Here is a 24,045-nt window from a genome sequence, read left to right on the forward strand (position 1 = left end):
ACGCTAGAAGTCCTGGCACCCGGTGTCAACGGCCCACCGGGTGCACCCGCTCACGCCGTCGCGCCGACCCCCGCGACGGCCGTCACGATCAGCGCACCAGCAGATCGAGCAGTCTTTCGACCTCGGCCTCCGGATCGGTGGTCAGTCCCGTGTGCACCGGCCCGGGCTGGACGACCGTGGAACGCGGCGCGATCAGCCACCGGAACCGCCGCCCGGCGTCGTCCCCCGCGGCCTGTCCCGCGTCCTCGCCGCCGAGGCAGACGCCCTCCACGGCGTGCAGCGCCGCCCGGACGCCGACCACGTCCGCGCCCGGGTCGAGCGCGGCCAGCCTGGCCTCGTCCAGGTGGGTGCGGGCGGCCACGAAGGACCGGGCGCGGCAGTAGACGACCACGCCGGCGTTGAAACACTCGCCGCGCTCGACGCGGGGCACCACGCGCAGCAGCGCGTACTCGAAGACGTCGCGGTCGGTCACGTGGTGCTGTCCTTCTCCTGGGCGTGCCGGGGGGCGAGGCGGGCGGCGAGCCAGCCGGGGGGCTGCTGCGGGCGGCGCTCGGTGCGCGGCCCGAGGGTGATCCGTTCGTGGATGCTGGCGGCGCGCGGCAGCAGCGCCTCGACGTACGCGCGGCGCAGCGCGTCCGGGCTGTCGAAGCCGGGCTCGTCGACCAGCCACTCGTCGGGCACGTCCGCGGCCACCTCGGTCAGCAGTTCCTCGGTGACCCGCGGGGCCAGCTCGGCGGCCGCGGCCGCGACGTCCGGCGAGAACGGGGCGAGCGCGTGGTCGGAGGCGTCGTACGGCTTGGCCGCGGAGGCCTGGGCGCCCGGCCAGTTGTGGTGCCAGATCATGGTGGCCCCGTGGTCGATCAGCCACAGGTCGCCGTGCCAGACGAGCATGTTCGGATTGCGCCAGGACCGGTCGACGTTGTTGATGACCGCGTCGAACCAGACGATCCGCCCGGCCTCCCGCGGGTCCACCTCGTACGCCAGCGGGTCGAAGCCCAGCGAACCGGGCAGGAAGTCCATCCCCAGGTTCAGCCCGCCGCTCGCCTTGAGCAGCTCCTGCACCTCCTGGTCGGGCTCGGAGAGCCCGATGACGGGGTCGAGCTGGATGGTGACCAGCTCGGGCACCCGCAGCCCGAGCCGCCGGGCGAGCTGCCCGCAGATCACCTCGGCGACGAGGGTCTTGCGCCCCTGCCCGGCGCCGGTGAACTTCATGACGTACGTGCCCAGGTCGTCGGCCTCGACGATCCCGGGGAGCGAACCGCCCTCACGCAGGGGCGTGACATAGCGGGTCGCTACGACCTCGTTCAACACTTTCCCAGGCCACCCATCTCTTTTACCTTAGAGTCTATGGACGACTTCGCCGGGGCGTCGAGGCGGAATCGCCGATCAACTGGGCTGGGGAGTTCCAGCTGGTGAGCCGGTCCTCCTGCTCCCCAGGCAGCCCGTCTGGTGCCGCGCCCCTTGGCGCCGGCCTCCGGCATGAAGTGAGCATAGTAACCGAGGGTGATCGCCGGCGAAGAGTGCCCGAGCCGCCGAGCAGGGCCGGGCCGAGGCTACGGCGACGCGGACGTTGCTCGCGTCGCCGGTCTGGTGGTCACTTCAGGTACGGTCCGTCCATGCCTATCTTGCCCGGTGCGGCGTTGGAGCCGCCGAGGTCGAGGACGTAGACCCGCAGGTTGCCCTTGCCGGAGGCTGGAGCGTTGAGGGTGCCGTTGGTGACGGTGACGGTCTGGCCGGTGACGGCCTCCTTGTAGGTGCCGTTGAGGACGCCGGTGAAGGTGGCGCCGTTACCGACGGAGACGAGGGCGTAGCTGTCGACACCCCTGGACGTGTCGGTGTAGCGGCGCTTGAAGGCCATGTCGCCGCTGACGCCTTCGGTGGAGTACTGGCCCATCTGGAGGGCGGGGATCGCCCGGCGGATCTGGTTGAGTCGCTGGAGGTGCTTGACGAGGGGCTGCTGGAGGGTGGTGGCGACGGTGCCGCTCGCGCTGGCGACCTTCGAGAAGTCGCCGGCCGTGACTTCGCCGGCGAGTTTGTCGCCGTAGTAGGCGCGGCCCGTGGTGGCCAGCGGGCAGGTGGGCCCGCAGTCGATCTCCTTGCCGGCCTGGAACTCGATCTCCGATCCGTAGTAGAGGGTGGGGATACCCCGGAAGGTCCACATCAGGGACATGTTCTCGGCCCAGGCGTCGGTCCCGCCGGTGTAGCGCTCCTTGGACTTGTTGGGTCCGTAGTCGTGGCTGTCGACGTAGACGACGTTGTAGGTGGCGTCGTTGACGCTGTCGTCGGAGTCCTTGCCGTTGTTGAAGGCGTTGGACGCGTAGCCGAAGTTCATGTGCATCCGCATGTCGATGATGTGCATACCGCTGAACCGGCTGCGGTCCGGGGTGTGGTAGCTGTTGCCGACGAGGAAGGCGTTGTTCGAGGTGGGCTGGTTCGCCGTGCCCTGCTGCTGCTCGTAGTCGTACATCTCCAGGGCGGCCTTGGCGTCGTCGGCGTCGTACTCCTTGCGTTCCTTCCAGGTGAAGAACTGTGCGGAGTGGTTGACCGAGCCGCGGTTCCACTTGTCGTTGACGAAGGCCCCGACCTCGCCGAAGACCAGGAAATCCTTCGCCTTCTGGGCGCCGAACCTGCTCGTGACCCGGTCCTGGATGGCGGGCAGGAAGCGCCGGTTCCAGGTCGTGCGTGGAATGTGCACGGCGGTGTCGACGCGGAAGCCGTCGACGCCCATGTCGATGTACTTGTCGTAGGCGCCGATCAGGTAGTTCTGGACCGCGGTGCTCTCGGTGTTGAAGTCGGCGAGGTCGTCGTGCAGCCAGCAGGAACGCGAGTCCTCACCCTCCCAGTTGCCGAGCCAGCACTGGTGGTAGTACGTCGACGGAAACATCTTCGACGTGGGGCTGGGCCACTGACAGTTGTAGATCGTGTAGCCCTCGGGGCTCTTGCCGCCAGTCGGCTTGCCCCAGTTCAGGCAGGTGTTGCCGCTGGGCTCGGCCGTCGACCACAGATCGCCGTTGTAGTAGGACTTGCCGGAGACGGGCTCGACGGTGAGGCCGTCGTACTCGAAGGAGGAGTTGGGCTGGTCGTAGTACCAGCTCCACTGGCTGTCGCGGACGCCGTACACCTTCGGGGTGAACAGGCCCTTGGCGCCCCAGCGGGAGGAGTGGTTGTAGACGACGTCCTGGTAGATCTTCATGCCCTTGGCGTGGGCGGCGTTGATGAGGTCCTGGTACGAGGCTCCCGCGGACTCCAGGCGCGGGTCGACCTTGTAGAAGTCGTAGCCGTGGTAGCCGTGGTAGTCGTAGTCCGAGCGGTTGAGGACGACCGGGGTGATCCACACGGCGGAGAAGCCGAGCCCCTTGATGTAGTCCAGCTTCTGCACCAGGCCCTTGAAGTCGCCGCGGAACATGGGATCGCCGTTCGCCGCGTTGCCGGACTTCACGTGCTGGCTGCCGCCCCGGTTGTTGGAGCTGTCGCCGTCGTTGAAACGGGCGGTGAGGACAAAGTAGATCGGGTCCTTGCGCGGGTCGCCGCCGAGCGGCGTGCCGGGGGTGGCGGGCGGCGGGGTGTCGCCGGTGGTGGCGCACTTCTGTGCGCTCGCGGTGGACAGGTTGCCGGCCGCGTCCAGGGCCTTCACGGTCCAGCAGTACGCGGTGTGCGCCTCCAGACCGGTCACGGACAGGACGGTGGAGGAGGTGTCGGCCACCGACGTCCCGCCGCCGCCCGTGCGGGTGACCTGGTAGCCGGTGACGCCCTCGTCGTCGGTGGACGCGTTCCAGCTGAGCACCACGGAGGTGTCGCTGACACTCGCGTTCAGACCCGTGGGTACGGTGGGTGCCGTGGTGTCCGGTTCCGCGGCCGCGCACGGATCGGTGGCGTTCGCCGTGACGACCCTGTCCTTGACCTTGGAGTTCCCGGTGCCGAGCTGGTAGTTGGCGCCGTTGTTGTTGTCCCAGGTGCCGTTGCCGTTGTTGAAGGTGGCCTGCCAGGTGGTGGCCGTGCCGAGGTCGACCGTCTTCTTCACCCAGCCGGTACAGGCCGGTTCCATGCCGATTCCGGGGACAGTGGTCCAGCTACCGCCCGCCGGGGCCCAGTGCAGATTGACCGTGGGCCAGCCGACCGTGGCGGTGGAGTACCAGACGGTCGCCGCGTTGCCCGCCGGTGGCTGCGCCGCGCCGCATGGGTCGCTGTGGGCGATCACACCGTCCTTGACGGTGACCGCGCCGGTGCCGAGCTGGTAGTTGGCGCCGTTGTTGTTGTCCCAGGTGCCGTTGCCGTTGTTGAAGGTGGCCTGCCAGGTGGTGGCGGTTCCCAGGTCGACGGTCAGCTTGACCCAGTCGGTGCAGGCCGCCGTCATCCTGGTGCCGGGGACGGTGGTCCAGCCGCCTCCGGAGGGTGCCCAGTGGAGGTTGTACGCGGTCCAGTTCCGGGTCGGCGTGTAGTAATAGACGGTGGCGGTGTTGCCCTCGGCGGCGGCAGCGCCGGGCGCGGTGAAGGCCGGGAGCAGGGTGGCGAGCAGGCCCAGCAGGGCGGTCAGGAGAACCAGGCCGGCCCGCGGCCGGGGCCTCCTGCGCCTCGCAGGTGGGGGTTGGTGGAGTGGGGACCGGTGGAGTGGGGCGCTCACGATGGCGGCTCCTGGTGTGAGGGCGCGGTCGGGGACCGCGGCTCGGTCGGTGCAGGGCGGGGCGGTGCACCGGCCGGGATTCCGGCGCGGCGTACCGCGAGGCCCGCCGCTGCCCAGCGGTTCCGGGGGCAGCGGCGAGGCCGGTCCGGGGAGTGCTACTTGGCGATGAGGACGAGGGCGGCGCGGCCGTGGAGCCGGTAGACGCTGCCGGCCCCGCCGATCAGCGCCTCGCTGCCCGGCTGGGCGACCTGGTTCGCGCCTTCGGCCCAGGTGGAGGTGTCGGTGACGCGGTACCAGCTCTTGCCCGCCCCGGGCGACGGGAGGGTGAAGTCGACGGCTCCGGACCAGCCGTTGTAGCCGACGTAGAGCGCGCTGTTCGGGTCGCCGAGTTCGGTGCCGTCGTAGCGCCAGGCGAGGGCGTGGTTGTTCGCGTCGCCCCAGTAGGCGGCGTCCGGCGCACCGCCGGCGGGGGTGAACCAGTCGAGCTGGCCCAGGCCGTTGCCGTTTCCGTCGGCGGCGCTGTAGAAGTTCGCCGGGCGTAGCGCGGGGTGGGCCTTGCGGAAGGCGATCAGGCGCTGGGCGTAGGTCCGGTAGGTGCTCTGGTCGGCGGTCCAGGAGGCGGAGAGCCAGTTGGCGGAGGAGTCCAGGTTGTAGGGGTTGTTGTTGCAGTTGACCGAGCGCAGGTACTCGTCGCCGCCGGTCATCATCGGCGTACCGGCCGACAGCATGAGCAGGGCGAGGCCGTTGCGGGCGGCCTTGCGCTGGTCCGCGGCGTTGCCCGCCTGGTCCCAGGACAGGTTGTGGTCTGATCCGCCGTCGGACGGCCCGTACGGCCATGCCTGGCTGTTGTTCTTCGTGTTGCAGCGGTAGAGGTCGGCGAGCGTGAAGCCGTCATGCGCGACCACGAAGTTGACCGAGTTCCAAGGCGCGCGGCCGCTGGACTGGTAGAGGTCGGAGGAGCCGGCGAAGCGGGTGGCCAGGTCGCTGGGCGTGACGTTCTCCGCACCCATGGCGTTCTGGTCGCGGCGCACGGTGTCGCGGTACTTGTCGTTCCATTCGGACCAGCCGGCGGGGAAGTTGCCGACCTGGTACGTGCCGCTGCCCAGGGCCCAGGGCTCGGCGATCCAGTCGGTGCCGGCCCCGCCTCCCGCCGGACGGGGAGGCATGAGCGAGGTGATCCGGTTCAGTGCCGTGTTCGGGTCGGTGCGGCTGTACTGAAAGCAGCCGTGCTCGCAGGTGTTGCCGAGGACGGGCGCGAGGTCGAAGCGGAAGCCGTCGACGCCGAGGGTGTCCTTCCAGTGCGCGAGGGAGTCGGTGATCAGGTTCCGGGTGACGGGGTTGTAGGTGTTGAGGTTGCCGTTGACCCCGGTGTTGTCCCAGGACGCCTGCCTGTCGCTGGTCAGCGAGTAGTAGGTGGGGTTGTCCAGACCGCGCATGCTGTACAGGCTGTAGGTGCTCTTGTCGCCGGCGTTCCACGGCCCGCCCTCGGCCGCGTGGTTGTAGACCACGTCCGTGAAGACCTTGATCCCGGCGTCGTGGAACGCCTTCACCATCCCCTGGAACTCGCGGGTCGGCCCGCCGGCGCTCTTGTCGGCGGCGTAACGACGGTCCGGGGCAAAGAAGTTCAGCGTCTCGTAGCCCCAGTAGTTGTCGCCTGCGGTACCGGTCGGGTCGACGTCGTTGGCGTCGTTCTGCGTCTCCTGCACGGGCAGGAACTCCACCGCGGTCACGCCGAGGGCGGCGAGGTCGGCGGCCTTGAGCCCGGCACCCCTGTACGTTCCGCGGTACGCGGCGGGTATGGACGGGTCGTTCTTCGTCAGCCCCCTCACATGCACCTCGTAGACGACGTCGTCCTTCAGCGCACGGGTCGGCTTGCTCCCGGTGCTCGTCGACTCGGCGGCCAGAACGATGCCCTTGGGCGCCACAGCGCCGTTGTCCACCGAGCGGTATGACGGCCCGGTGCCGTAGACGGTCTTCGAAGGGCCGTTCGGGGTGAGCGGGTCGTGGGTGAGTTCCAGCGCGTAGGGGTCGGCCAGCAGCTTGTTCGGGTTGAACCGGTTGCCGGAGCCGTCCACGTCCGAGACGAACCCGGCACTCGACCCCTTCGTCCACGCCGGGTTGTAGGGCCAGTTCGGCCCCCAGGCCCGGTACCCGTAGTAGACCGGCCCAGTGATGCCGTACTGCCCCTGGATCGTGGCCACGGGCACAGTCGCTGACCAGACGTTCGTGGAGGAGTCCTTGGTGAGCGTGAGGGCCGCGGCCTCCTGGCTGCCCGACGCCGTCCGATAGAGGTCGAGCTCGATGCGGGTGGCCGCCGAGGAGTGGATGCGGAACACGATGTTGGCGCCGGTCGCGTCATAGCGTGCGCCCAGTTGGCCGCCCGTGGCTGCCGCGGCCGGGGCGACGAGAGCGTCGGGCGCGCCGGGACCGGCGAGCGCGGCGGACAGGACGACTGCGGCAGCAAGGGCAGCGAGGCGGCGCCTGCTCCTGGCGCGGACAGGAGTGATCGAGGACATGGCGGCTCCCAGGGGCAGGAAGGCAGGCAGAGGAGAGCCTCGACGCCGTCCCAACGCCGATGGCTGAAATATGTTGCTGAATCTTTCGGCAAGTTAGTGCAGCCGTCAGGGGCCGTAAAGACATTGGACATCCGGATCTGAGGTCCACTCGACGCGACCTGTGCCGTGAGCCGTCGGCTCGACGCCGGGTGGGCCTCGATGACCTTGTCTGGGCCGGGAGCGACCGCCATGCGGTGCGGCCCGTGTCGGCGTACGGCAGGGCGCGGCAAACGCAGAGTCTGACTCGGCGCCGTCCGCCCACTACGCAGAGAAGCAGCAGGTTGGTCGTGACCAGGCATGACGGGACCACGCCGTGGTGACGGCACGGCGCGGCACCGGCCGGAGGCACCGGACGCCCGCCGGGTGCGGCCGGCCGTGTGACGAGGCGGGTCCGTGCATCCGAAGCCGCGGTGACGGCGTAGAGGTAGTGATGGTCCGTTCCCTCCCCGGAGGCCACCATGCACATCCTCGTCGGACTGATCGTCGTCACCGTGCTCCTGGCCGGGTTCGTCCTCGGCTTCCGTCTGCAGCGGGGCACGACGCCCCCGCCCCTCCCGCACGAGCAGCCCCGCCGCCCCGCGACCGACCGTCTGCCAGGAGAGATCTCGGAGTTCCGTCGCGCCGTGGCCGTTCCCCATCTCGACCGCACGCAGCGGCTCCGCCCCTACCAACTGTGGGGACGGACGGAGCGCGTCACCGCCGCCGAGGACTGAGCGGGCCGCCCGTCGCGTCGGGCCGCCGCGGAAGCGGCGGCCCGACGTCTCTCAGGGCGTCAGACGCCAGCCGGGGTCTCCGCCGTCCTGACGGGTCGTGCGGAAGTCCGCCGGGTCGAGCCCGGCGCGCCGAATCGCGTCGACGACGTCTGCCGTGCGGGCCGGGTCGAGCCGCGCGGTGCGCGAGAGCACGAAACCGGAGGTGCGTCCTTCGCCGGTCACCAGTGCCCACTCGTACGCGGCGCCGAGGCCGGCCACGATGTAGTTCGCCTCGGTCCCGTGGCGGTAACCCCCCTTCCAGGGAAGGAAGGACACGTTGAGGCGGGCGTGGGTGGCGTCGAGGGGGAGGGCCTCGCCGGAGATCCGGCTCGTGGTGCCGAGCCAGGTCGCGCAGCTGTTCGTCACCGCGACGGCGCCCCGCGCGGTGGGGCCGTACACGGCCTTGACGTTCTTGGCGCACTGGATCTCGAACAGCCGGGGAACCGCGGCCAACTGGTACCAGGTCCCGCCGTACCGAGAGAGGTCCACGGAACGGACGGGGGGCACCGGCGCGGCCTGGTCCGCCGACGCGGCGGGTGCGAGCGCCACAGCGGTGAGCGCGGTCGCGAGCAGGACGGCGGAGGCGCGCGCCGTGGTGAGGGAAGATCGACCCATTGCTGAAGGCTCCTCGAAGGTGTCGGGTCACAGCGCTTCGGTACGGAGCGTGCTGTCGGATGCACGCTGCGGCACGGGGAGCACGTGGGATCGACCACCTGACCCTTTCGGGGCGGAGCGCATCCCGAACGCGCCGGAGGGAGAAGTACCGGACTGACCGTCCACCCACCCCGAGGATGCGCCCCATGTCCGATCACCACGATCCCGCCCCGTACGACGCCCTGCTGCTGCTCTCCTTCGGCGGCCCGGAAGGACCGGACGACGTGGTCCCGTTCCTGGAGAACGTGACCCGCGGCCGAGGCATCCCGACGGAGCGGCTCAAGGAAGTGGGGCAGCACTACTTCCTCTTCGGCGGCGTCAGCCCCATCAACGACCAGAACCGCGCCCTGCTCGACGCGCTGCGGAAGGACTTCGCGCGGGCCGGCCTCGACCTGCCGGTCCACTGGGGCAACCGGAACTGGGCGCCGTACCTCACGGACACCCTCCGGGAGATGGTCACCGACGGCCGCCGCCACATCGCCGTCCTCACCACCAGCGCCTACGCCTCGTACTCCGGCTGCCGCCAGTACCGCGAGAACCTCGCCGACGCCCTCGCCACGCTGGAGGCGGAGGGGCTGCCGCTGCCCCGGGTCGACAAGCTGCGGCACTACTTCAACCACCCGGGCTTCGTCGAGCCGATGATCGACGGCGTCCTCGCCTCGCTCGCCGAACTTGACGAGTCCGTCCGGGCCGGCGCCCACCTCGCCTTCACCACCCACTCCATCCCCGACTCCGCCGCCGACTCCTCCGGCCCCGTCGAGGACCACGGCGAGGGCGGCGCGTACGTCAAGGAGCACCTGGACGTGGCCCGGGTGATCGTCGAGGCCGTCCGCGAGGCCACCGGCATCGCGTACCCCTGGCGGCTCGTCTACCAGTCCCGCAGCGGCGCCCCGCACATCCCCTGGCTGGAGCCGGACATCTGCGACCACCTGGAGGAGCTGCACGCCGCCGGCGTCCCGGCCGCCGTCATGGTGCCGATCGGTTTCGTCTCGGACCACATGGAGGTCCTCTACGACCTCGACACCGAGGCCATGGCCAAAGCCAAGGAACTCGGCCTGCCGGTCCGCCGCTCCGCCACCGTCGGAGACGACCCCCGCTTCGCCGCCGCCATCCGCGACCTCCTCCTGGAACGCGCAGCCCACGAACGCGGCACGGTGGTCGAGCGCTGCGCCCTGGGCGCCCTCGGCCCCTCGCACGACCTCTGCCCCATCGGCTGCTGCCCCGCCCGCACCGAACGCCCCGCCGCCGCCGGCGCCGACAGCCCCTTGGCGACCACCGACTGACCGTCCACGGCTCCGCCGGGGGCGTTCACCGCTCCCTGCCGTCGGCGCCGATGAGGGGAGCGACCAGGAGGCGCTCGACGGACGCCACCGGGTCGGCGCCGGGGGGCAGCGGGGGCGGGCTCCCGGTGACGGCCCGGGCGGCGAATCCGCCGTCCAGGTGGGGAATCCGTACGTCGAGGACACGTACGCCCCGGGCCCGCTGCTCCCGGCCCACCACCTCCAGCCAAGTGGCGAGTGCCGTCTTGGCGGCCGCGTAGTCGGCCATGCCCCGCGGCGGCGCGTCGACCACCGCGCCGGTCACGACCGCGACCGCCCCGCCGGCTTCGAGCAGGGGAAGGGCGCCGCGGACAATGGCCATGGGCGCGAGGGCGTTCACGGTCATCAGGTGCTCGGCGGCGGCCTCTCCTACGTGTTCCGCGCGCCCGAAGCCGGCCACGCCGACGGCCACGACGACACGGTCCAGCCCTCCGAGGGAGCGGACCGCCCACGCCGCCAGCCCCTCGCAGCCGTCGAGGTCGTAGGCGTCGAAGAGGCGGCGGGGGCACGCGCCCGACCGCCGCGACCGCTCGGCGAGTCGCCCCGCGTTCCGGCCGGCCACGGCCACCGACGCTCCCCGCCGGTGCAGCGACCTTGCCGCGAGGCCCCCGATCTGCCCCGTCGCCCCCACGACGAGCACCCGCGCTCCGGTGATCCCCAGGCCGTCGTCAGGGAGTCGCGTCCCCTCCCGCGGGCCGCCGCTCACCGCGGCGGCCCCTCCGGAACGGCCGGCGAGGACGTGCCGGTGGGCGACGGCGGCGTGACCCGCCCGTCCCGCCCCAGGACGGCGCCGGCGGCCCGGCGTCGTGCGAGCGACTCCGCGGCGGCCTCGCGCGGGTGGCGCCGGCGCCAGTACGGGTTGTCGTGGGGCAGCTTGCCGGAGACCCGTCCGTACATCCCGAACGTGAGAATCAGAAGCCCCATGACGAAACTGAACATCACGTTGGTCATGCCGAAGTCGAGGAAGTTGGCCGGCCGGTCCAGCACGAACAGGTGGTAGAACCCGCTGACCAGGAACGAGCCCCCGACGGTCAGGTTCAGGGTCGAGGCGGCGTTCCCTCCCACGGCGGCACCCGCCAGCAGGACGAGCCCCACGACGACCGAGATCGCGCTCAGGGCGGTGTTGGTGGTCATCCCCGCGATCCGGTCGCCGGAGGTGTCGAAGGGGCTGAGCGCGTCCGCGAAGCCGAGGCATCCGAACACGAGCAGGATGCCCCCGCAGAGGGCCGCGCCCCAGCGGTACACCGTGGCCAGATGGTGGTCCACGGGCAGTTCGTCCTTGAGTCGCACAGCTTTCCCCTTGCTTCCGGAGTCCACCGGTTCCCACCCGGGGGGCGGGTCGCCGGCGGACCGACGCATCATGGAGCACCCTTTGTGGTGCTTCAGCAGGTTTTTCTCGACACGTCCCGCTCCGGATGCGCTTCGAAGGTCCGTCTCCCCCGCCTGGCGGACCGGTGCGGGAACGGCTCCGGTCCGCGCCGTCGGCTGCCGCATCCGACGGGCGCCTGGGGGGCGAACAGGTACGGACGGTGCAGGAACGGTGCTGCGGAGCACCGCGCACGAGAACGGATCCGGCATGACGGACGCGCACTGGCTCTTCGGCGATCAGCTCGGGCCCGCCTTCCTCAGGGCGGGGGACGGCGGCCCCGCCCGTGACGCACCTGTCGTGATGATCGAATCGCGGGCCGTCTTCCGGCGCCGCCGCTTCCACCGGGCCAAGGCCCACCTGATCCTTTCGGCGATGCGGCACCGCGCCGCCGAGCTGGGCGACCGGGTCACGTACGTGCGGGCGGACACCTACCGGGAAGGGCTCCGGCGCGCTGTCGGCCGCGGTCGGGTGACGGTCCACCACCCGACCTCACGGGCGGCTCTGCGTCTCGTACGTTCGCTCGACAACGTCACCGTGCTGCCGCCGCGCGGGTTCCTGGTCGGCCACGAGCCCTTCGCTGACTGGGCGGACGGACAGCGCACGCTCCGCATGGAGGCCTTCTACCGGCATGTCCGCCGCGACCACGACCTCCTCATGGACGGCGGAGAACCGGCCGGCGGCACCTGGAACCTCGACCACGAGAACCGCCGACCGCCACCGCGGGGAGTGTCGTCGCTCGGTGCGCCCGCGCCGTACCGCCCGCGGGAGGACTCCGTCGACGACGAGGTGAGGCACGACCTGGACCGCTGGGAGAAGGACGGGGACGTCTCCTTCGCCGGCCGCGACGGTCCGCGGGTGTTCCCGGCCGACCGCCGGGAGGCCCTGACCGCGCTGCGGCGTTTCCTGAGCCACCGGCTCGCGGGGTTCGGCGCGCACGAGGACGCCATGCTCGCCGGAGACGGCGCCATGAGCCACAGCCTGCTGTCCTCGTCCCTGAACCTGGGGCTGCTCGATCCGGCCGAGTGCGTGGAAGGGGCGGAGGCAGTCTGGCGGGCGGGCGGGGCGCCGCTCAACTCGGTCGAGGGGTTCGTCCGCCAGATCGCGGGCTGGCGCGAATACGTCTGGCACCTCTACTGGTACTTCGGCGAGGAGTACAGGAGGTCGAACGTGCTCGGCCACACCGGTGCCCTGCCCCGGTGGTGGGACGACCTCGACGCGGACGCCGTGTCGGCCCGGTGCGTGGCGACGGCGCTGCGCCAGGTCCGGGACACGGGGTGGACCCACCACATCCCGCGTCTGATGGTCCTCGGCGGTCACGCCCTCCAGCGCGGCTGGGATCCCGCGGCCGTGACGGACTGGTTCCACCGCTGCTTCGTCGACGCGTACGACTGGGTGATGCTGCCCAACGTGGTCGGCATGTCCCAGTACGCCGACGGCGGCAGGATGACGACGAAGCCGTACACCTCCGGCGGTTCCTACATCGACCGCATGAGCGATCTGTGCGGTCCCTGCCGCTACCGTCCGGACCGGCGGGTCGGCGAGGACGCCTGCCCGTTCACCGCTGGCTACTGGGCCTTCCTCCACCGGCACCGGGACCGCCTCGGCCGGAACGCCCGCATGACGCGGGCGGTGCGGGGTCTGGACCGGCTGCGGGACCTGCCCGCACTTCTGAAGCAGGAGCGGGAACGGGAGCGCCTCCGCGGTGACGCGCCGCCGTGACACGAAGGACCGCCCGCCCCTCGCCACGACGGCGGGGCCGTCCAGGTGAACGGCCGCGACCTCGCATCCGTCGGCGGACGGGCGGGCGAAGGTCGTCGCGGTATCACATCGACCGAACGAGGAGACACCATGACCACACCCGCCCGATACCTTCCCGGCACGTACACGCCCGAGGCCGGCGAGTACGTCTGCGACTGCGCCGCCGCGCACACGTGGCGCATCGACATGGCCGGGCACCTCTTCCCGGCGTTCCCGCCGAACTGCGCCGCCCAGGCGTGGCGTTCGATGGTGTCCGCCGAGATCCCCCGCCACCAGGAGCCGGCGCCTCCCGCCTGACCGGCCTCACTCCGCAGTCCGCAGGAACACCCCGGGCCGGAACGGGGTGCTCCTGGCTGCTCCTGTGCCGGGACGGGGTGCTCCTGAGCCGGCTTCGGCGGTGTGCCCGTCGGCCGCGGGGATCACCCCCGCCACGACGCCGTCCGTGGGCGCGCGGCACGTGCGGGAGCCCTCACGGCCGAAGGGCCGTCAGGCTCCGGAAGGCTCGTGCCCTCCCCTCCGGTGCGGCTCCTCCCCTCCGGCGCGACCGGTCGGCGGACGGGTCCTTCGCGCGAAGGTGCGGCGGCCTGCCGGTCCGTACGGATGCGGGGTGCCACGGCCGTGTAGTGGCGGGCCAGGGCACGCGCCATGGCGTTCGAGGAGTAGGTGGAGCGGACGAGGCCCTGCGCGTTGCGCGCCATCGCGGCCGCCGCGCCGTCGTCGGCCCGGAGCAGCCTGAGCAGTCCCTCGCCGAGCGTCCGGGCACAGGAGGTGTCGATCAGCAGGCCATTGCGGCCGTCCACCAGGTAATGCGGGACGCCGCCGCGTTCGGGAGCGGCGACGAGAAGTCCAGCCTCCATGGCTTCGAGAACGGCCAGCCCGAACTCCTCCTTGGCGCTCGGGCACACGTATCGGGCGCGAAACCCGTTCGCGGGGTCGGCCAGTCGACGCTCCAGCGTGCGTACGTCGGCGTTGGCGAGAGCCGGCAGGAGGAGCAGGCGTTCCGCCGCCTCGGGGCAGGCGGCGACGGCCCGTTCGACGCGTGTGCGCATCGCGCGTTCGGCGGGGTCGGCGTCCGACGGGCTGCCCCCGACGCAGACGAGGACCGACTCCCGAAAGGCTCCCGACTCGGCCCAGGCACGGACGAGGACGTCCTGCTGTTTCACGGGATGCAGCCGCCCGACGGTGAGCAGCACTGTGGGCGTGCGTGGCCGGCCCGGTGCGGCCGTGGCGCCGAGGCGGGCACCGACGGTCGCGAGGAGGGAGTCGATCCGCCGGCCGGCGTCCTCCGGAGGCCGGTACGGCGCGATTCCCTCCGGCGGCGCGTCGGGAGCTCCTCCGGCCCGGCCGGCCAGTTGCGGGAAGTGGTGGAGCAGCTCGTCCGCTTCTCCCCCGGGGCCCGCGATGCCGACGACGCGGTCGGCCCGCTCGACCAGCCGGTCCGCGACGAACACCCGGTGCAGGTCGTGCCGGAGGGCGTTCGCGTCGGTTCCGGGCCCGGCATGCCGCTCCGTCATCTGGCGGTGCGGGTCGGGCGCGGCGGTGAAGACCAGGGCCGCGCCTGTCCGTCGGGCCGCTTCGGCGAGGGCGAGCGAGCCGTCGTCGGCGTAGCGGATGTGGAGCACGTCGACGGGTCTGCCCAGTGAGCCGAGCAGTCGGGTCGCCCACCAGGCCAGCGCCTCGCGGTGCCGCCCCAGCTCCTCGGGCCCGACCGGCCGCGGGCTGTCGACGGGGAGCCTGAGCACCCAGTGCCGCCGGCCCCGGCGACGCAGGAGGACGGGGTCGGCCTCCAGTTCGGGAGCGCAGGCCGTGACGAGGGTGAGGACGCCCGCGACGCCGTCGGTCCGCGCGAGCGCGTCGCCGAGGGCTCCCAGCAGGACGCCGAGGCCGCCGCTGAGCCCCTCACCGGGCCGGTCCAGGTGCCCCAGGAGCATGGACTGGGCGACGAGCGTGCCGGGGCGCAGTTCGGCGCTCTTTGGGGCGGCGGGGGGACCGGGGGCCCGCAGGGCCTCTCGGAGCAGACGCTCATAGGCGTCCGCGGAACGGGTTCCGGGCGTGGCACCGGCGTGGGGCAGCAGGAGCGAGCCGTCGTACGCGGCGAGAAGACGCCAGGCCGCGTGGCGTACCGTCCGTTCGGGCGCGTAGGCCAGCCGGAGCAGTTCGGGCCGCGCGAGGGGGACGAGGGACTCCGCCGCGGCGAGGTCGAGCAGGGGCGCGACGACATGCGGGGGGCGGGTGCCGTGGAGGCCGCGCCGTACGGCGGCCGCGGCTCGCTCCGTGCCGTGGCACCGGACGGCCTCCGGCCACGCGTCGAAGACGGCCGCGCGGGCATGGTCGCCGTCGGCGAGGAGCCGCACGCACGTCTCGGGAGGCGGCGTGCGGCCCGCCCGAACGCGGCGGCGCAGCCCGGCCAGGACGAGATCCCCGGAGGTCGCGGCGGCGGGCCGGCCTGCCGGTGCGTCGTCGGGGCGGTACTCGGCCCGGACGAGTTCGGCGAAGAGGTTCGGTGCGGCGGCGCGGTGCCCCGGGGAGGGACGGGGTGCGCGCTCCCAGTAGGCGGCCCTGGCCGCCGCGAACGGATCGGGCCTTCCGGAAGGGCGGCCCCGGGGGGCGGGGTCGACGGGCACGGCGGGATCGGGGCGTTTCATCGGAACTCCTCGACGACGGGCGGCGAGGAGTTGTTCGCCGGGGGCCGGGGGCATGGATGCACGCGTCTTCGACGGCGGGAGGCGCAGCCACCGGGCGGCGGCCTCCGCGCCCGGAAGTCGGTCCCCGCGGGCCTCTCCGCGCCCGGAAGGCGGTCCCGGTGCTGTGCACCCGCGCATCCGCCGGACGCCGGACGGGGGAAACCCCGGCATGAAGCACTCGCGTCCCGGTGCCACCGGAACCCGCCCGCCACGCGTCGTGGTGGTCAGTCCTCCCTTCCTCTCGCACGCCCAGCCCCTGTCCGTGCTGGCGGGGGCGCTCGCCCGGGCGGGCTGCGAGGTGCACCTGGCGACCGCGCCGTCCTTCGCCCCGCTCGCAGAGGCAGCGGGGGTGCGGTTCGTGTCGCTGACCGTCACGCGGAACGCGAACACCGGCGTCGCCCGGAGCACCCGGCAGGGCGTCCGGGAGGCGGAGCGGCTGGAGGAGTTCCTCGCCTCCACCCGGAGCGGGGCCGTCGCGGCGCTGCTCACCCAGGCGCGGCACCGCGGCGAGGACCTGCTGGGAGACCCGTCGGCCGTTCTGGCGGGGCTGCGGGAGCTGCACGCCCGTCTGTCGCCCGACTGGTACGTGGTCGACCAGCTGAGCTACCCGGTGACGCTGGCGCTGCACTGTCTCGGCCTTCCGTACGCCACGTTCTGCCCCGGACACCCGACCTATGTGCCGCACGCGCCTGAGGCCCTCTTCGGCGTACCCCACAGGTGGCCCCGTGCGGTTCGCCCCGGCGAGGAGGACATGGCCGAGCTGCGGCGCGCCGCGGCGGCCGCCGAGGAGGCGTTCACCGCACGGTTCGCCGAGGTCGCGCGTGCTCACGCTCCGGCCGCCCCCGCTCCCGGACGCGCCTTCGCGCTGGCGTCGCCGCACGGGGTGGTGTTCGCCTACCCGCCGTTCCCGTGGCTTCCGGAACGTCCCCGGGGAACACCGTTCTTCTACGGAGGGCACTGCTCGCCGCCCGCGGAGCCGAGCCCCGGTGGGGTGTGGGACGAGGTGGTGCGCCGGCTCCTGACGGTCCGCCGCCGGCTGGTGCTCGTCGCCCTGGGCACCTTCCTCTCGGCCCGCGACGACGTGCTGGCCGTCCTCGTGCGCGGGGTCCGGTCCCACGTCCCCGACGCCGCTGTGGTGGTCGCCGCGGGCGACCGGGCGGGTGCCCTGTCTCCGCTGGCCGGGCCGGACGTGCACATCGCGGACGTCGTGCCGCAGCGCTGGCTGCTGGCGAAGGCAGACGCGATGGTCCACCACGGCGGGAACAACTCCTTCACCGAGTGCGTGGTCTCGGGGACGCCGGCGCTCGTCCTGCCCTTCTCCAGCGACCAGTTCTGCATCGCTCACGACGCGGAGCGGGCCGGCCTCGCGCTCTGCCTCGACCCGTCCCGGCTGACTCCGCGCGCGGCCGGAGAGGCGCTGCGCGAGCTGCTGGCGGAGGTGCCGCCCGGTCTGCCGGGATGGACGCTCGAGGTGCGGCGGCGGGGTCCGGACTGGATGGCGCGGCGGCTGGTCCGGACCATGGCCTCGGTGGCCCCGGGCCGCGTGTGAGGAGTTCACCGTCCGCGGACACGTGACCCGGCGGCGGGATCAGCGGCCGTGGGCCCGCAACAGGAAGACGCGTAGCTCCCGGCACACGCCGGTGATGGCGTGGACCTACTCCTCGGGAAGCGCTCCCGGTTCCCGGTGGGCCGGCGCGGCCGCCTCCTTCACGGCGGCGAGGGCGACGACGAGTTCGGGGCGGGAGGAGAGGGGAACGACCGTGAGCGTGAGGTTCAGCCCGACCAGCGGTGCACGATCGATGCGACTTGCCACCGCGCGGAAGGTGCCGGACGGTGGACGAGGACGCGACCTCGAACGAGGAGGGTTCCATGCGCATCGTCCGGATCGCCCGACATTCCTTGCGCTGCCACGTGGATACGCCCGGGGCAGCCGGGCTCCTTGGGAGCCGCTGATGTTCCCGCTCCCGCAGCACGCGCCCGAGAACGGTGCCGGAGAGCACCGGCCATCGTCGCCGGAGAGACCGGAGCCGGTGTCGCGGACGGCACCCCGCCCCCTTGCCGGCCTGTCCTACCGGCAGGACTGGAGCGACCTGCTCTTCGTCCACTGGGCGGTCTCCCCCGATGCCGTGGCCGGCTTCTTCCCGCAGGGCACGCGCCCCGACACGTTCGACGGGCGCACCTTCGTCGGACTGGTCTTCTTCGAGATGCGGAACCTCGCCTTCGCCCGAGGACCCGCACTTCCGGTCCTCGGGCGGTTCCCCGAGATCAACGTGCGGCTCTACAGCGTCGACGTCCACGGGCGCCGAGGAGTGGTCTTCCTCAGTCTCGATTGCGCGCGCCTGCTTCCCGTGTTCGCCGCGCGGGCCGCGTACCGTCTGCCCTACCACTGGGCCTCGGCACGGAGGCTCCGCTTCGACGACCGCGTGCTGTACACGGTGCGCCGCCGATGTTCGAGGGGCCCGCGGTCGCGCGTCCGGGCCGACCTGGCCGGGGAACGAAGGAACCCGGACGCGCTGGGCGACTTCCTGACGGCTCGGTGGGGGCTGCACGCGGCGACCCGGGGCGGCACCTACTACTGGCCCCTGTGGCACGGCCCCTGGCGTCTCCGCGAGGCCGGGTTGCTCTCGCTCGACGACGAACTGGTCGCGGCCGCCACCGGCCTGCCGGTCGCCATGTCCTCGCGGCCTGTGAGCGTCCTGTACTCGTCCGGCCTGCACGTGCGCTTCAGTGCCCGTCTGCCCGTCTGATCGAGCAGCTGCGGCACGACGCCACCTCGAAGGCGGGGTCCAACCGGGCGGCGGAGCTCATGACCGCTCCGGCTCCGGCCATCTCCGTCCGCCCCTGAGCGTCGCTGCTGCGGGCGGCACACCGGGCCTCCTGCCGGGCGGGCAGCTCCGGCCGTCGGTGCATCCGGTAGGGCCCGCGGGCGGAAACCCTGACCGCCGGGGCCGTCGCGTGCCCCGGCGGACAGTGGGAGGAGCCGTTGCAGTGGTGAACGTGGAGCGGGTGATGGTGGTGCGGCGTCCTTTGGCCGAGGTCGTGGCCTATCTGGAGGACTTCGCCCGGACCGAGGAGTGGGATCCCGGCACCGTCCGGTGCGTGCGGCTCGACGACGGGCCGGTGCGGCGGGGCGCGCGGTGGCGGAACACGTCGCGCTTCCGGGGCCGTACGACCGAGCTGCGGTACGAACTCGTCGTGCGGGAGCCCACGCGGCTGGTGTTCGTCGGGGAGAACAGCACGGTGACCGCGCGGGACGACCTCCGGTTCGCCGAGGAGGGAGCGGCGACGCGGCTGACCTACCGGGCGTCGCTGAGGTTCAAGGGCCTGGCACGGCTGGCGGCGCCGTTCCTGCGCGGCGAGTTCGAGCGGCTGGCCGACGGGGTGGTCACGCGCCTTCCGGAAGCCGCCGAGGCGTGGCGCTCCTGAGCGCCGGGCGCTCCCCGTGGCTCGCGTCGTTTGCGCACCCCAGGGTGGGAGCATGACCGACACGGTTCACGGGCGAGGAGGCGGCGGTGGCGGCGCGCGGCGGGGACTGAGCCCCTCGGTCCGTCACGCCGGTCGGCCATGTGGGCCTCCAGGAGCCGTCTGCCGCTGCCCCGGACTCCCGCCTACTTCGCCGAGCTGACGCAGACCCGGATCGCGGACCCACCGGCATGCCGCTGGGCACGGTCAAGAGCCACGCCCGCCGCGGCCTCCAGCGCATGCGGCAGCCTCGACCTCGCCCGCGCCGGCCCCGTCGCGGTGTACGCCGATACCGCTGGCCGACGTCGCCCGCGTCAGGCCGTTCCGCATCCGCCGGGCGTCCCGCGGCGGAAGAACCCGGTGGACGAAACTGGGCCTTCGCCGCCGGGGCGACAAACGTCCGGCGGCCCGCGGACCCGCTCGCGACGCACCACGAGAACGAGGACGGCATGGAGAGGACGAAGGACGGAACGCGGTACGACGCGGTGGTCGTCGGAGCCGGGGCCGCGGGCCTCGCCTGCGCGGGCGACCTGTGTGAGGCGGGCCTGCGGGTGCTGCTTCTGGAGGCCGACGACACGATCGGCGGCAGGATGCGCACCGATCAGGTGGCCGGCTTCACCGCGGACCGCGGCTTCCAGGTGTTCAACACCTCGTATCCGCAGGTGAAGCGGCGCGTGGACCTGAAGAGGCTGCGGTTGCGGCCGTTCACGCCGGGGGTGCTCGTGCACACCGACCGGGGGCCGCGCCGGTTCACGGACCCGACGCGTCGGCCGCGGGACAGCCGGGATCTGCTGCCGGGGCGGCTCGCGTCGGCACGTGATCTGGCGGCCCTCGCCGCGCTGTCGGCACGGGACGCGCTGGCGCCGGCGTCCGTGCTGCGGCGCGGCGCCGACGGTACGACGCTCGACGCCCTGGCGGCGGCAGGCGTGTCGCCGCAGCTGGTGGAGACGTTCTTCCGGCCGTTCCTCTCCGGGGTGTTCCTGGAGGACGGCCTGGAGACCTCGGCGCGCTTCTTCCACCTGGTGTGGCGGAGCATGCTGCGCGGCACGTTGTGCCTGCCGGCGGACGGGATCGGCGCGGTGCCCGCGCAGCTCGCCGCCCGACTGCCGCGGGACGTGCTGCGGACCGGGAGCGCCGTCTCGGCGCTGACGCCCGGGGGCATCAGCCTCACGGACGGGCGCGAGGTGCGCTCCCGGACCGTCGTCGTCGCCACCGGGCAGCGGATCGCCGGTGAGCTGCTGCCGGGGCTGCGCGTGCCCGACGGACGGACCGTCACCACGCTGTACCACGCCGCCGTCCGTCCTCCACTGGACGAGCCGGTGCTCGTCGTCGACGCTCGGCGCAGGTTCCTCAACACCTGCGTCCTCACCGCCGTCCAGCCCCGGTTCTCCGCCGACGGCCGGGCGCTGGTGTCGACGTCGGTGCTCGGCCGCCCCGGCCCGGTGGAGACAGACGCGGTGGTCAGGGCCCTGGGCGAGGTGTACGGCACGGAGACGGGCGACTGGGAGCCCGTCCACCGGGTCACCGTCACCGACGCCCTGCCGGCGATGCCGGGACCGGCGCCGCTCGTCCGGGACGTGCGGTGGGGTCCCGGCCGGTACGTGTGCGGGGACCACCGGGCGACGGGGTCCGTCCAGGGCGCGCTGGCGTCGGGTGCGCGGGCGGCGCGGGCGGTCCTGGACGATCTGCGGGCGGGCACGGTCTGAGGACCGGCCTCCCGTACGCCGGACGGGCCGCGCCTTCCAGGGTGCGGGGCCGTCAGGGGTCAGGGCCGCGTTCCGCGCGTCGTGGAGGTGCCCTCCTCCTGTTGCCCGAGGGCCTGCGGGACCGGGCCGGCCCCGGCCCGCGAGGTCCCGGCAGACGTAGCCCCGGCCACCGCCGGGTGGACAGCCACCGTCGCCCGCCCACGCCTCCGCTTGACCTTGACACCGTGACAAGCCCTTTCCTGGGGACGGGAGCCCGTCCTCCCGACCACCCCAGCGAAAGGCCACGATCATCATGCGCGCAGTGCAGGAGCTGGAGAACAGCAGCTCGTCGATCCGGTTGCAGGCGGCGCTCGCGGTCGGCACGACCCCGGACCCGTCGTTCATCGGCACGCTGGTCGCGCGCTGCGCGGTCGAGCCCGAGTTCTCGGTGCGCGAGATGCTGACGTGGGCGCTCACCCGCCACGAGGCCGCGCTGACCGTCCCGCTGCTGGTCGACGAGGTCCGCTCGGAGCGGGCGCAGGCGCGCAGCCAGGCGTTGCACACGCTGTCCAAGATCGGGGACCGGCGGGCGTGGCCGGCGATCACTCCGGAGCTGCTGGCCGACGCCGACGACGAGGTGGCGCGCAGCGCGTGGCGGGCCGCGGTCGTGCTCGTGCCCGAAGGTGAGGAGCGGGAGCTGGCCGTAGGGTTGGCGGCACAGCTCGGACGCGGCGGGCGCGAGATCCAGCTGAGTCTGAGCCGGGCGCTGATCGCGCTCGGGGAGGTCATGGTCCCGGCACTGACCGCGGCGGCGACGGACGCCGACCCGCGCGTACGCGCGCACGCGCTCGCCACGGAACGGCTGTGGCGCGATCCGGCCGCGGGTTTCGCGTTCGCGGTCGAGGAGGCGAAGCGGGTCGTGGCCCTCGGCGGGGCCGGCCGGGAGGAGCACGAGGGCGTGTTGATCGGTGACGAGGAGCACTAGGGCGTGTTGATCGGTGACGTGGCGCGGCGGTCCGGGGTCAGCGCACGCATGCTGAGGTACTACGAGTCGCTCGGCCTGGTACGCCCGACGGGCCGTTCCGGCTCGGGCTACCGGGAGTACGCCGACGAGGACATCCGGCGCGTCTTCCACATCGAGTGCCTGCGGTCCCTGGGGCTGTCGCTGCGGGACGTCGGGCGCGCGCTCGACGACCCCGGGTTCGCGCCCGGGGAGCTCGTCGACGACCTCGTCCGCCGCACGCGCGAACGCATCGCGGCGGAGACGGAGTTGCTCACGCGGCTTCGCCGGATCGGCGCCTCGGAACCGGCCGGCTGGGAGGACGTGCTCCAGGTCGTCGTGCTCCTGCGGGCCCTGGGCTCGAAGAGCCCGGCGGCGCGGCAGCGCGCGGCCCTGTCCGCGGCGGAGGACGTGCCCGTACCGGTGGACGCGCTGGTCGAGGCCGTGCTGAGCGAGTCGGATCCGAGCGTCGCGGGAGCCCTGCGCTGGGCTCTGGCGCAGTCGGGCCCCGACGGACTGGCACTGCTGGCGGAGGGCCTGGGTTCGCCCGAGGCCCCGGTGCGGAAGCGCGCCGTGCGGTCCCTCGCCGAGTTTCCGGGCGACGAGGCGACCGCCCTGCTGCGCGAGGCCCTGACGAGCCCCGACGTCGTGGTCCGCAGGTACGCGGCGCTGGAGCTCGGGGCACGCGGCGTGACCGACGCCGTCCCGACGCTCGTCGACATGATCGTCGCGGGGGCGAACGACGCGGACGCGGCCGACGCCCTGAGCACCCTGGCGAGCGATCCCGCGTCGGCGGACCGGATCGCCCACGCGCTCGTCGAGCGCCTCGACCGGAACGCCTCCGGATCGCCGGCCCGGGGGCGCCTGACCCAGGCCCTCGCGGACATCCCCGGCGACCGGGCGTCCGCCGCCCTCGCCGGCCTGTCCCACGACGAGGACCCCGCCGTGGCGCTCACCGCGACGTACGTCCTCGGGCTCCGCGACGCCTGAGCGCGCGGGTGTGAACGGGCGCGCGGCCCCGTACGTACCTCTGGGCGTAGGCAGGATTCCGGACATTAAGGGGAGTTGTGATGGGCGGAGTGGCGCGCCGGACGGTGGTCGCGGCGGCGGGCGGGGCCGGGCTGGTCGGGATGCTCGCGGGGTGCGGCGGCTCGGGGGACGACGCGGGCTCGGGCGCGCCGGGGGCGTCCGGCGGCTCCGGGGGCGGCTCCGCGAAGGGCGGGGGCGGTGCGGTGCTGGCCAGGACGGCGGACATCCCGCAGGGCGGCGGCAAGGTGTTCGCCGATCAGGGCGTGGTGGTGACGCAGCCGACGGCCGGCGAGTTCAAGGCCTTCTCGTCCTCGTGCACCCACTCGGGCTGCGCGGTGAAGGACGTCGTCGACGGCACGATCACCTGCCCCTGCCACGGCAGCGCGTTCTCGGCCGCCGACGGCAGCGTGCGGCAGGGACCGGCGACCCGGCCGCTGCCGCCCGCGCAGATCAAGGTGGAGGGGGACGCGATCACGCTGGCGTGACGCGCCTCGGCCGCTTCCAGGCGGCGAGCACCTCCCGCGTGGTGGTCACCGTGGCGACCAGCGCGAGGCTGTGCCGGAGCACCTCGGCGGTGTACGCGACCGGCACGCCCGCCACGGCGTCCCCGGGCACGACGGCCGCGTAGCCGAGGTTGACCGCGTCGAAGACGGCGTTGGGGACGGCCACGTTGGCGGAGACGCCGGTGACGATCAGCGTGCGGCAGCCGAGGTTGCGCAGCAGCGGGTCGACGTCGGTGCCGGCCAGCGGGGAGAGCCCGTGCAGCCGCCGCACGACCAGGTCCTCGTCGGCGACCTCGATCGGTTCGGCGATCCGTACGGCGGCGCTGCCGGTGTGCTGCTGCACCGGCAGCCTCGCCGCGGCGCGGAACAGCCGGGCGTTGGTGTTCGCGCCGCGCCCGTCGGGCCGCCGTTCGGCGACGGCGTGCACGACCTGCACGCCGGAGGCGTGGGCGGCGGCGACGAGCCGGGCGATGTTGCCCAGCGCACCGGAGGCGCGGGCGGCCTCGGCGAGTGCGGGCAGGGCGCTCTCGCGCCCGACGACGCCCTCCTGGCATTCGACGGTGAGCAGGACGGTGGTGGCCGGATCCAGCTGCTCCACGAGCGGTACGGACGACGACGCCATGGCCTTCCCCCTTCTGGGCTTCCTGCCGGGCT

At 73.0% G+C, this 24,045-nt stretch carries 21 protein-coding genes; 11 read left to right on the top strand and 10 right to left on the bottom strand.

Going from position 1 to position 24,045, the window contains the following annotated elements; all coding sequences use genetic code 11:
- Positions 1-88 precede the first annotated feature (88 nt).
- From ACNJ93_RS03580 to ACNJ93_RS03595, 4 genes are all read right to left on the bottom strand, one after another.
- Positions 89-472, bottom strand: a complete 384-nt coding sequence (locus ACNJ93_RS03580) for a DUF3037 domain-containing protein (protein WP_418955852.1) — start codon at positions 470-472, stop codon at positions 89-91.
- Positions 469-1,311 carry a HipA family kinase gene (locus tag ACNJ93_RS03585; RefSeq protein WP_418955853.1) on the bottom strand — a complete coding sequence of 281 codons (843 nt, stop codon included), beginning with the start codon at positions 1,309-1,311 and terminating at the stop codon, positions 469-471. Before ACNJ93_RS03585 ends, ACNJ93_RS03580 begins: the two co-directional genes overlap by 4 nt.
- A gap of 283 nt (positions 1,312-1,594) precedes the next feature.
- Positions 1,595-4,534 carry a carbohydrate binding domain-containing protein gene (locus ACNJ93_RS03590; protein WP_418961298.1) on the bottom strand — a complete coding sequence of 980 codons (2,940 nt, stop codon included), beginning with the start codon at positions 4,532-4,534 and terminating at the stop codon, positions 1,595-1,597.
- A gap of 242 nt (positions 4,535-4,776) precedes the next feature.
- A complete protein-coding gene (locus tag ACNJ93_RS03595; RefSeq protein ID WP_418955854.1) occupies positions 4,777-7,137 on the bottom strand; it encodes a glycogen debranching protein in 2,361 nt (786 codons plus the stop codon).
- Between the two features lie 497 nt (positions 7,138-7,634).
- Between ACNJ93_RS03595 and ACNJ93_RS03600 the strand changes: the two genes are divergently transcribed.
- Positions 7,635-7,889 carry a DUF6479 family protein gene (locus ACNJ93_RS03600; protein WP_418955855.1) on the top strand — a complete coding sequence of 85 codons (255 nt, stop codon included), beginning with the start codon at positions 7,635-7,637 and terminating at the stop codon, positions 7,887-7,889.
- A gap of 51 nt (positions 7,890-7,940) precedes the next feature.
- Here the strand turns inward: ACNJ93_RS03600 and ACNJ93_RS03605 are convergent, their stop codons facing one another.
- A complete protein-coding gene (locus ACNJ93_RS03605; protein ID WP_418955856.1) occupies positions 7,941-8,543 on the bottom strand; it encodes a lipocalin family protein in 603 nt (200 codons plus the stop codon).
- Between the two features lie 185 nt (positions 8,544-8,728).
- On the opposite strand from ACNJ93_RS03605, the gene ACNJ93_RS03610 reads away from it, so the two are divergent.
- Positions 8,729-9,865 (top strand): ferrochelatase, encoded by a 1,137-nt coding sequence (locus tag ACNJ93_RS03610; RefSeq protein WP_418955857.1) that lies wholly within the window; start codon positions 8,729-8,731, stop codon positions 9,863-9,865.
- 25 nt (positions 9,866-9,890) lie between these two features.
- Here ACNJ93_RS03610 and ACNJ93_RS03615 read toward each other — a convergent pair whose 3' ends face one another.
- Together ACNJ93_RS03615 and ACNJ93_RS03620 are read right to left on the bottom strand one after the other, a co-directional pair.
- Positions 9,891-10,607 carry an SDR family NAD(P)-dependent oxidoreductase gene (locus ACNJ93_RS03615; RefSeq protein WP_418955858.1) on the bottom strand — a complete coding sequence of 239 codons (717 nt, stop codon included), beginning with the start codon at positions 10,605-10,607 and terminating at the stop codon, positions 9,891-9,893.
- Complete coding sequence (locus ACNJ93_RS03620) at positions 10,604-11,191, bottom strand: DUF4383 domain-containing protein (protein ID WP_418955859.1); 588 nt, start codon at positions 11,189-11,191, stop codon at positions 10,604-10,606. Before ACNJ93_RS03620 ends, ACNJ93_RS03615 begins: the two co-directional genes overlap by 4 nt.
- 286 nt (positions 11,192-11,477) lie before the next feature.
- Between ACNJ93_RS03620 and ACNJ93_RS03625 the strand changes: the two genes are divergently transcribed.
- The gene (locus tag ACNJ93_RS03625) at positions 11,478-12,989 is read left to right on the top strand and encodes a cryptochrome/photolyase family protein (RefSeq protein WP_418955860.1); all 1,512 of its coding nucleotides are present in this window, start codon (positions 11,478-11,480) and stop codon (positions 12,987-12,989) included.
- 129 nt (positions 12,990-13,118) lie between these two features.
- The gene (locus tag ACNJ93_RS03630) at positions 13,119-13,325 is read left to right on the top strand and encodes a hypothetical protein (RefSeq protein ID WP_418955861.1); all 207 of its coding nucleotides are present in this window, start codon (positions 13,119-13,121) and stop codon (positions 13,323-13,325) included.
- A 122-nt stretch (positions 13,326-13,447) separates the two neighbouring features.
- Here the strand turns inward: ACNJ93_RS03630 and ACNJ93_RS03635 are convergent, their stop codons facing one another.
- Entirely contained in the window at positions 13,448-15,673 is a 2,226-nt protein-coding gene (locus ACNJ93_RS03635) for a glycosyltransferase (RefSeq protein WP_418955862.1), read from the bottom strand.
- A gap of 208 nt (positions 15,674-15,881) precedes the next feature.
- On the opposite strand from ACNJ93_RS03635, the gene ACNJ93_RS03640 reads away from it, so the two are divergent.
- Positions 15,882-17,261, top strand: a complete 1,380-nt coding sequence (locus ACNJ93_RS03640; RefSeq protein WP_418955863.1) for a glycosyltransferase — start codon at positions 15,882-15,884, stop codon at positions 17,259-17,261.
- A gap of 105 nt (positions 17,262-17,366) precedes the next feature.
- On the opposite strand, the gene ACNJ93_RS03645 is transcribed toward ACNJ93_RS03640, so the two are convergent.
- Positions 17,367-17,525, bottom strand: a complete 159-nt coding sequence (locus ACNJ93_RS03645) for a hypothetical protein (protein ID WP_418955864.1) — start codon at positions 17,523-17,525, stop codon at positions 17,367-17,369.
- A 217-nt stretch (positions 17,526-17,742) separates the two neighbouring features.
- Between ACNJ93_RS03645 and ACNJ93_RS03650 the strand changes: the two genes are divergently transcribed.
- The 6 genes from ACNJ93_RS03650 (at position 17,743) to ACNJ93_RS03675 (ending at position 23,373) form a co-directional block, all read left to right on the top strand.
- Positions 17,743-18,459, top strand: coding sequence for a YqjF family protein (locus tag ACNJ93_RS03650; protein ID WP_418955865.1), 717 nt, complete (start codon positions 17,743-17,745; stop codon positions 18,457-18,459).
- Between the two features lie 241 nt (positions 18,460-18,700).
- Complete coding sequence (locus ACNJ93_RS03655; protein ID WP_418955866.1) at positions 18,701-19,138, top strand: SRPBCC family protein; 438 nt, start codon at positions 18,701-18,703, stop codon at positions 19,136-19,138.
- A gap of 485 nt (positions 19,139-19,623) precedes the next feature.
- Positions 19,624-20,880, top strand: coding sequence for an NAD(P)/FAD-dependent oxidoreductase (locus ACNJ93_RS03660; protein WP_418955867.1), 1,257 nt, complete (start codon positions 19,624-19,626; stop codon positions 20,878-20,880).
- A 292-nt stretch (positions 20,881-21,172) separates the two neighbouring features.
- Positions 21,173-21,844 (top strand): HEAT repeat domain-containing protein, encoded by a 672-nt coding sequence (locus tag ACNJ93_RS03665; RefSeq protein ID WP_418955868.1) that lies wholly within the window; start codon positions 21,173-21,175, stop codon positions 21,842-21,844.
- 3 nt (positions 21,845-21,847) lie between these two features.
- Positions 21,848-22,849 (top strand): HEAT repeat domain-containing protein, encoded by a 1,002-nt coding sequence (locus tag ACNJ93_RS03670; RefSeq protein ID WP_418955869.1) that lies wholly within the window; start codon positions 21,848-21,850, stop codon positions 22,847-22,849.
- Between the two features lie 80 nt (positions 22,850-22,929).
- Positions 22,930-23,373: a Rieske (2Fe-2S) protein gene (locus tag ACNJ93_RS03675; RefSeq protein ID WP_418955870.1), complete on the top strand. Its 444-nt coding sequence runs from the start codon at positions 22,930-22,932 to the stop codon at positions 23,371-23,373.
- On the opposite strand, the gene ACNJ93_RS03680 is transcribed toward ACNJ93_RS03675, so the two are convergent.
- Positions 23,360-24,013, bottom strand: a complete 654-nt coding sequence (locus tag ACNJ93_RS03680) for a cysteine hydrolase (RefSeq protein ID WP_418955871.1) — start codon at positions 24,011-24,013, stop codon at positions 23,360-23,362. The genes ACNJ93_RS03675 and ACNJ93_RS03680 overlap by 14 nt on opposite strands.
- Positions 24,014-24,045: the final 32 nt, after the last annotated feature.

It is taken from the genome of Streptomyces tritici, from assembly GCF_048500665.1.
GTDB lineage: Bacteria > Actinomycetota > Actinomycetes > Streptomycetales > Streptomycetaceae > Streptomyces > Streptomyces tritici.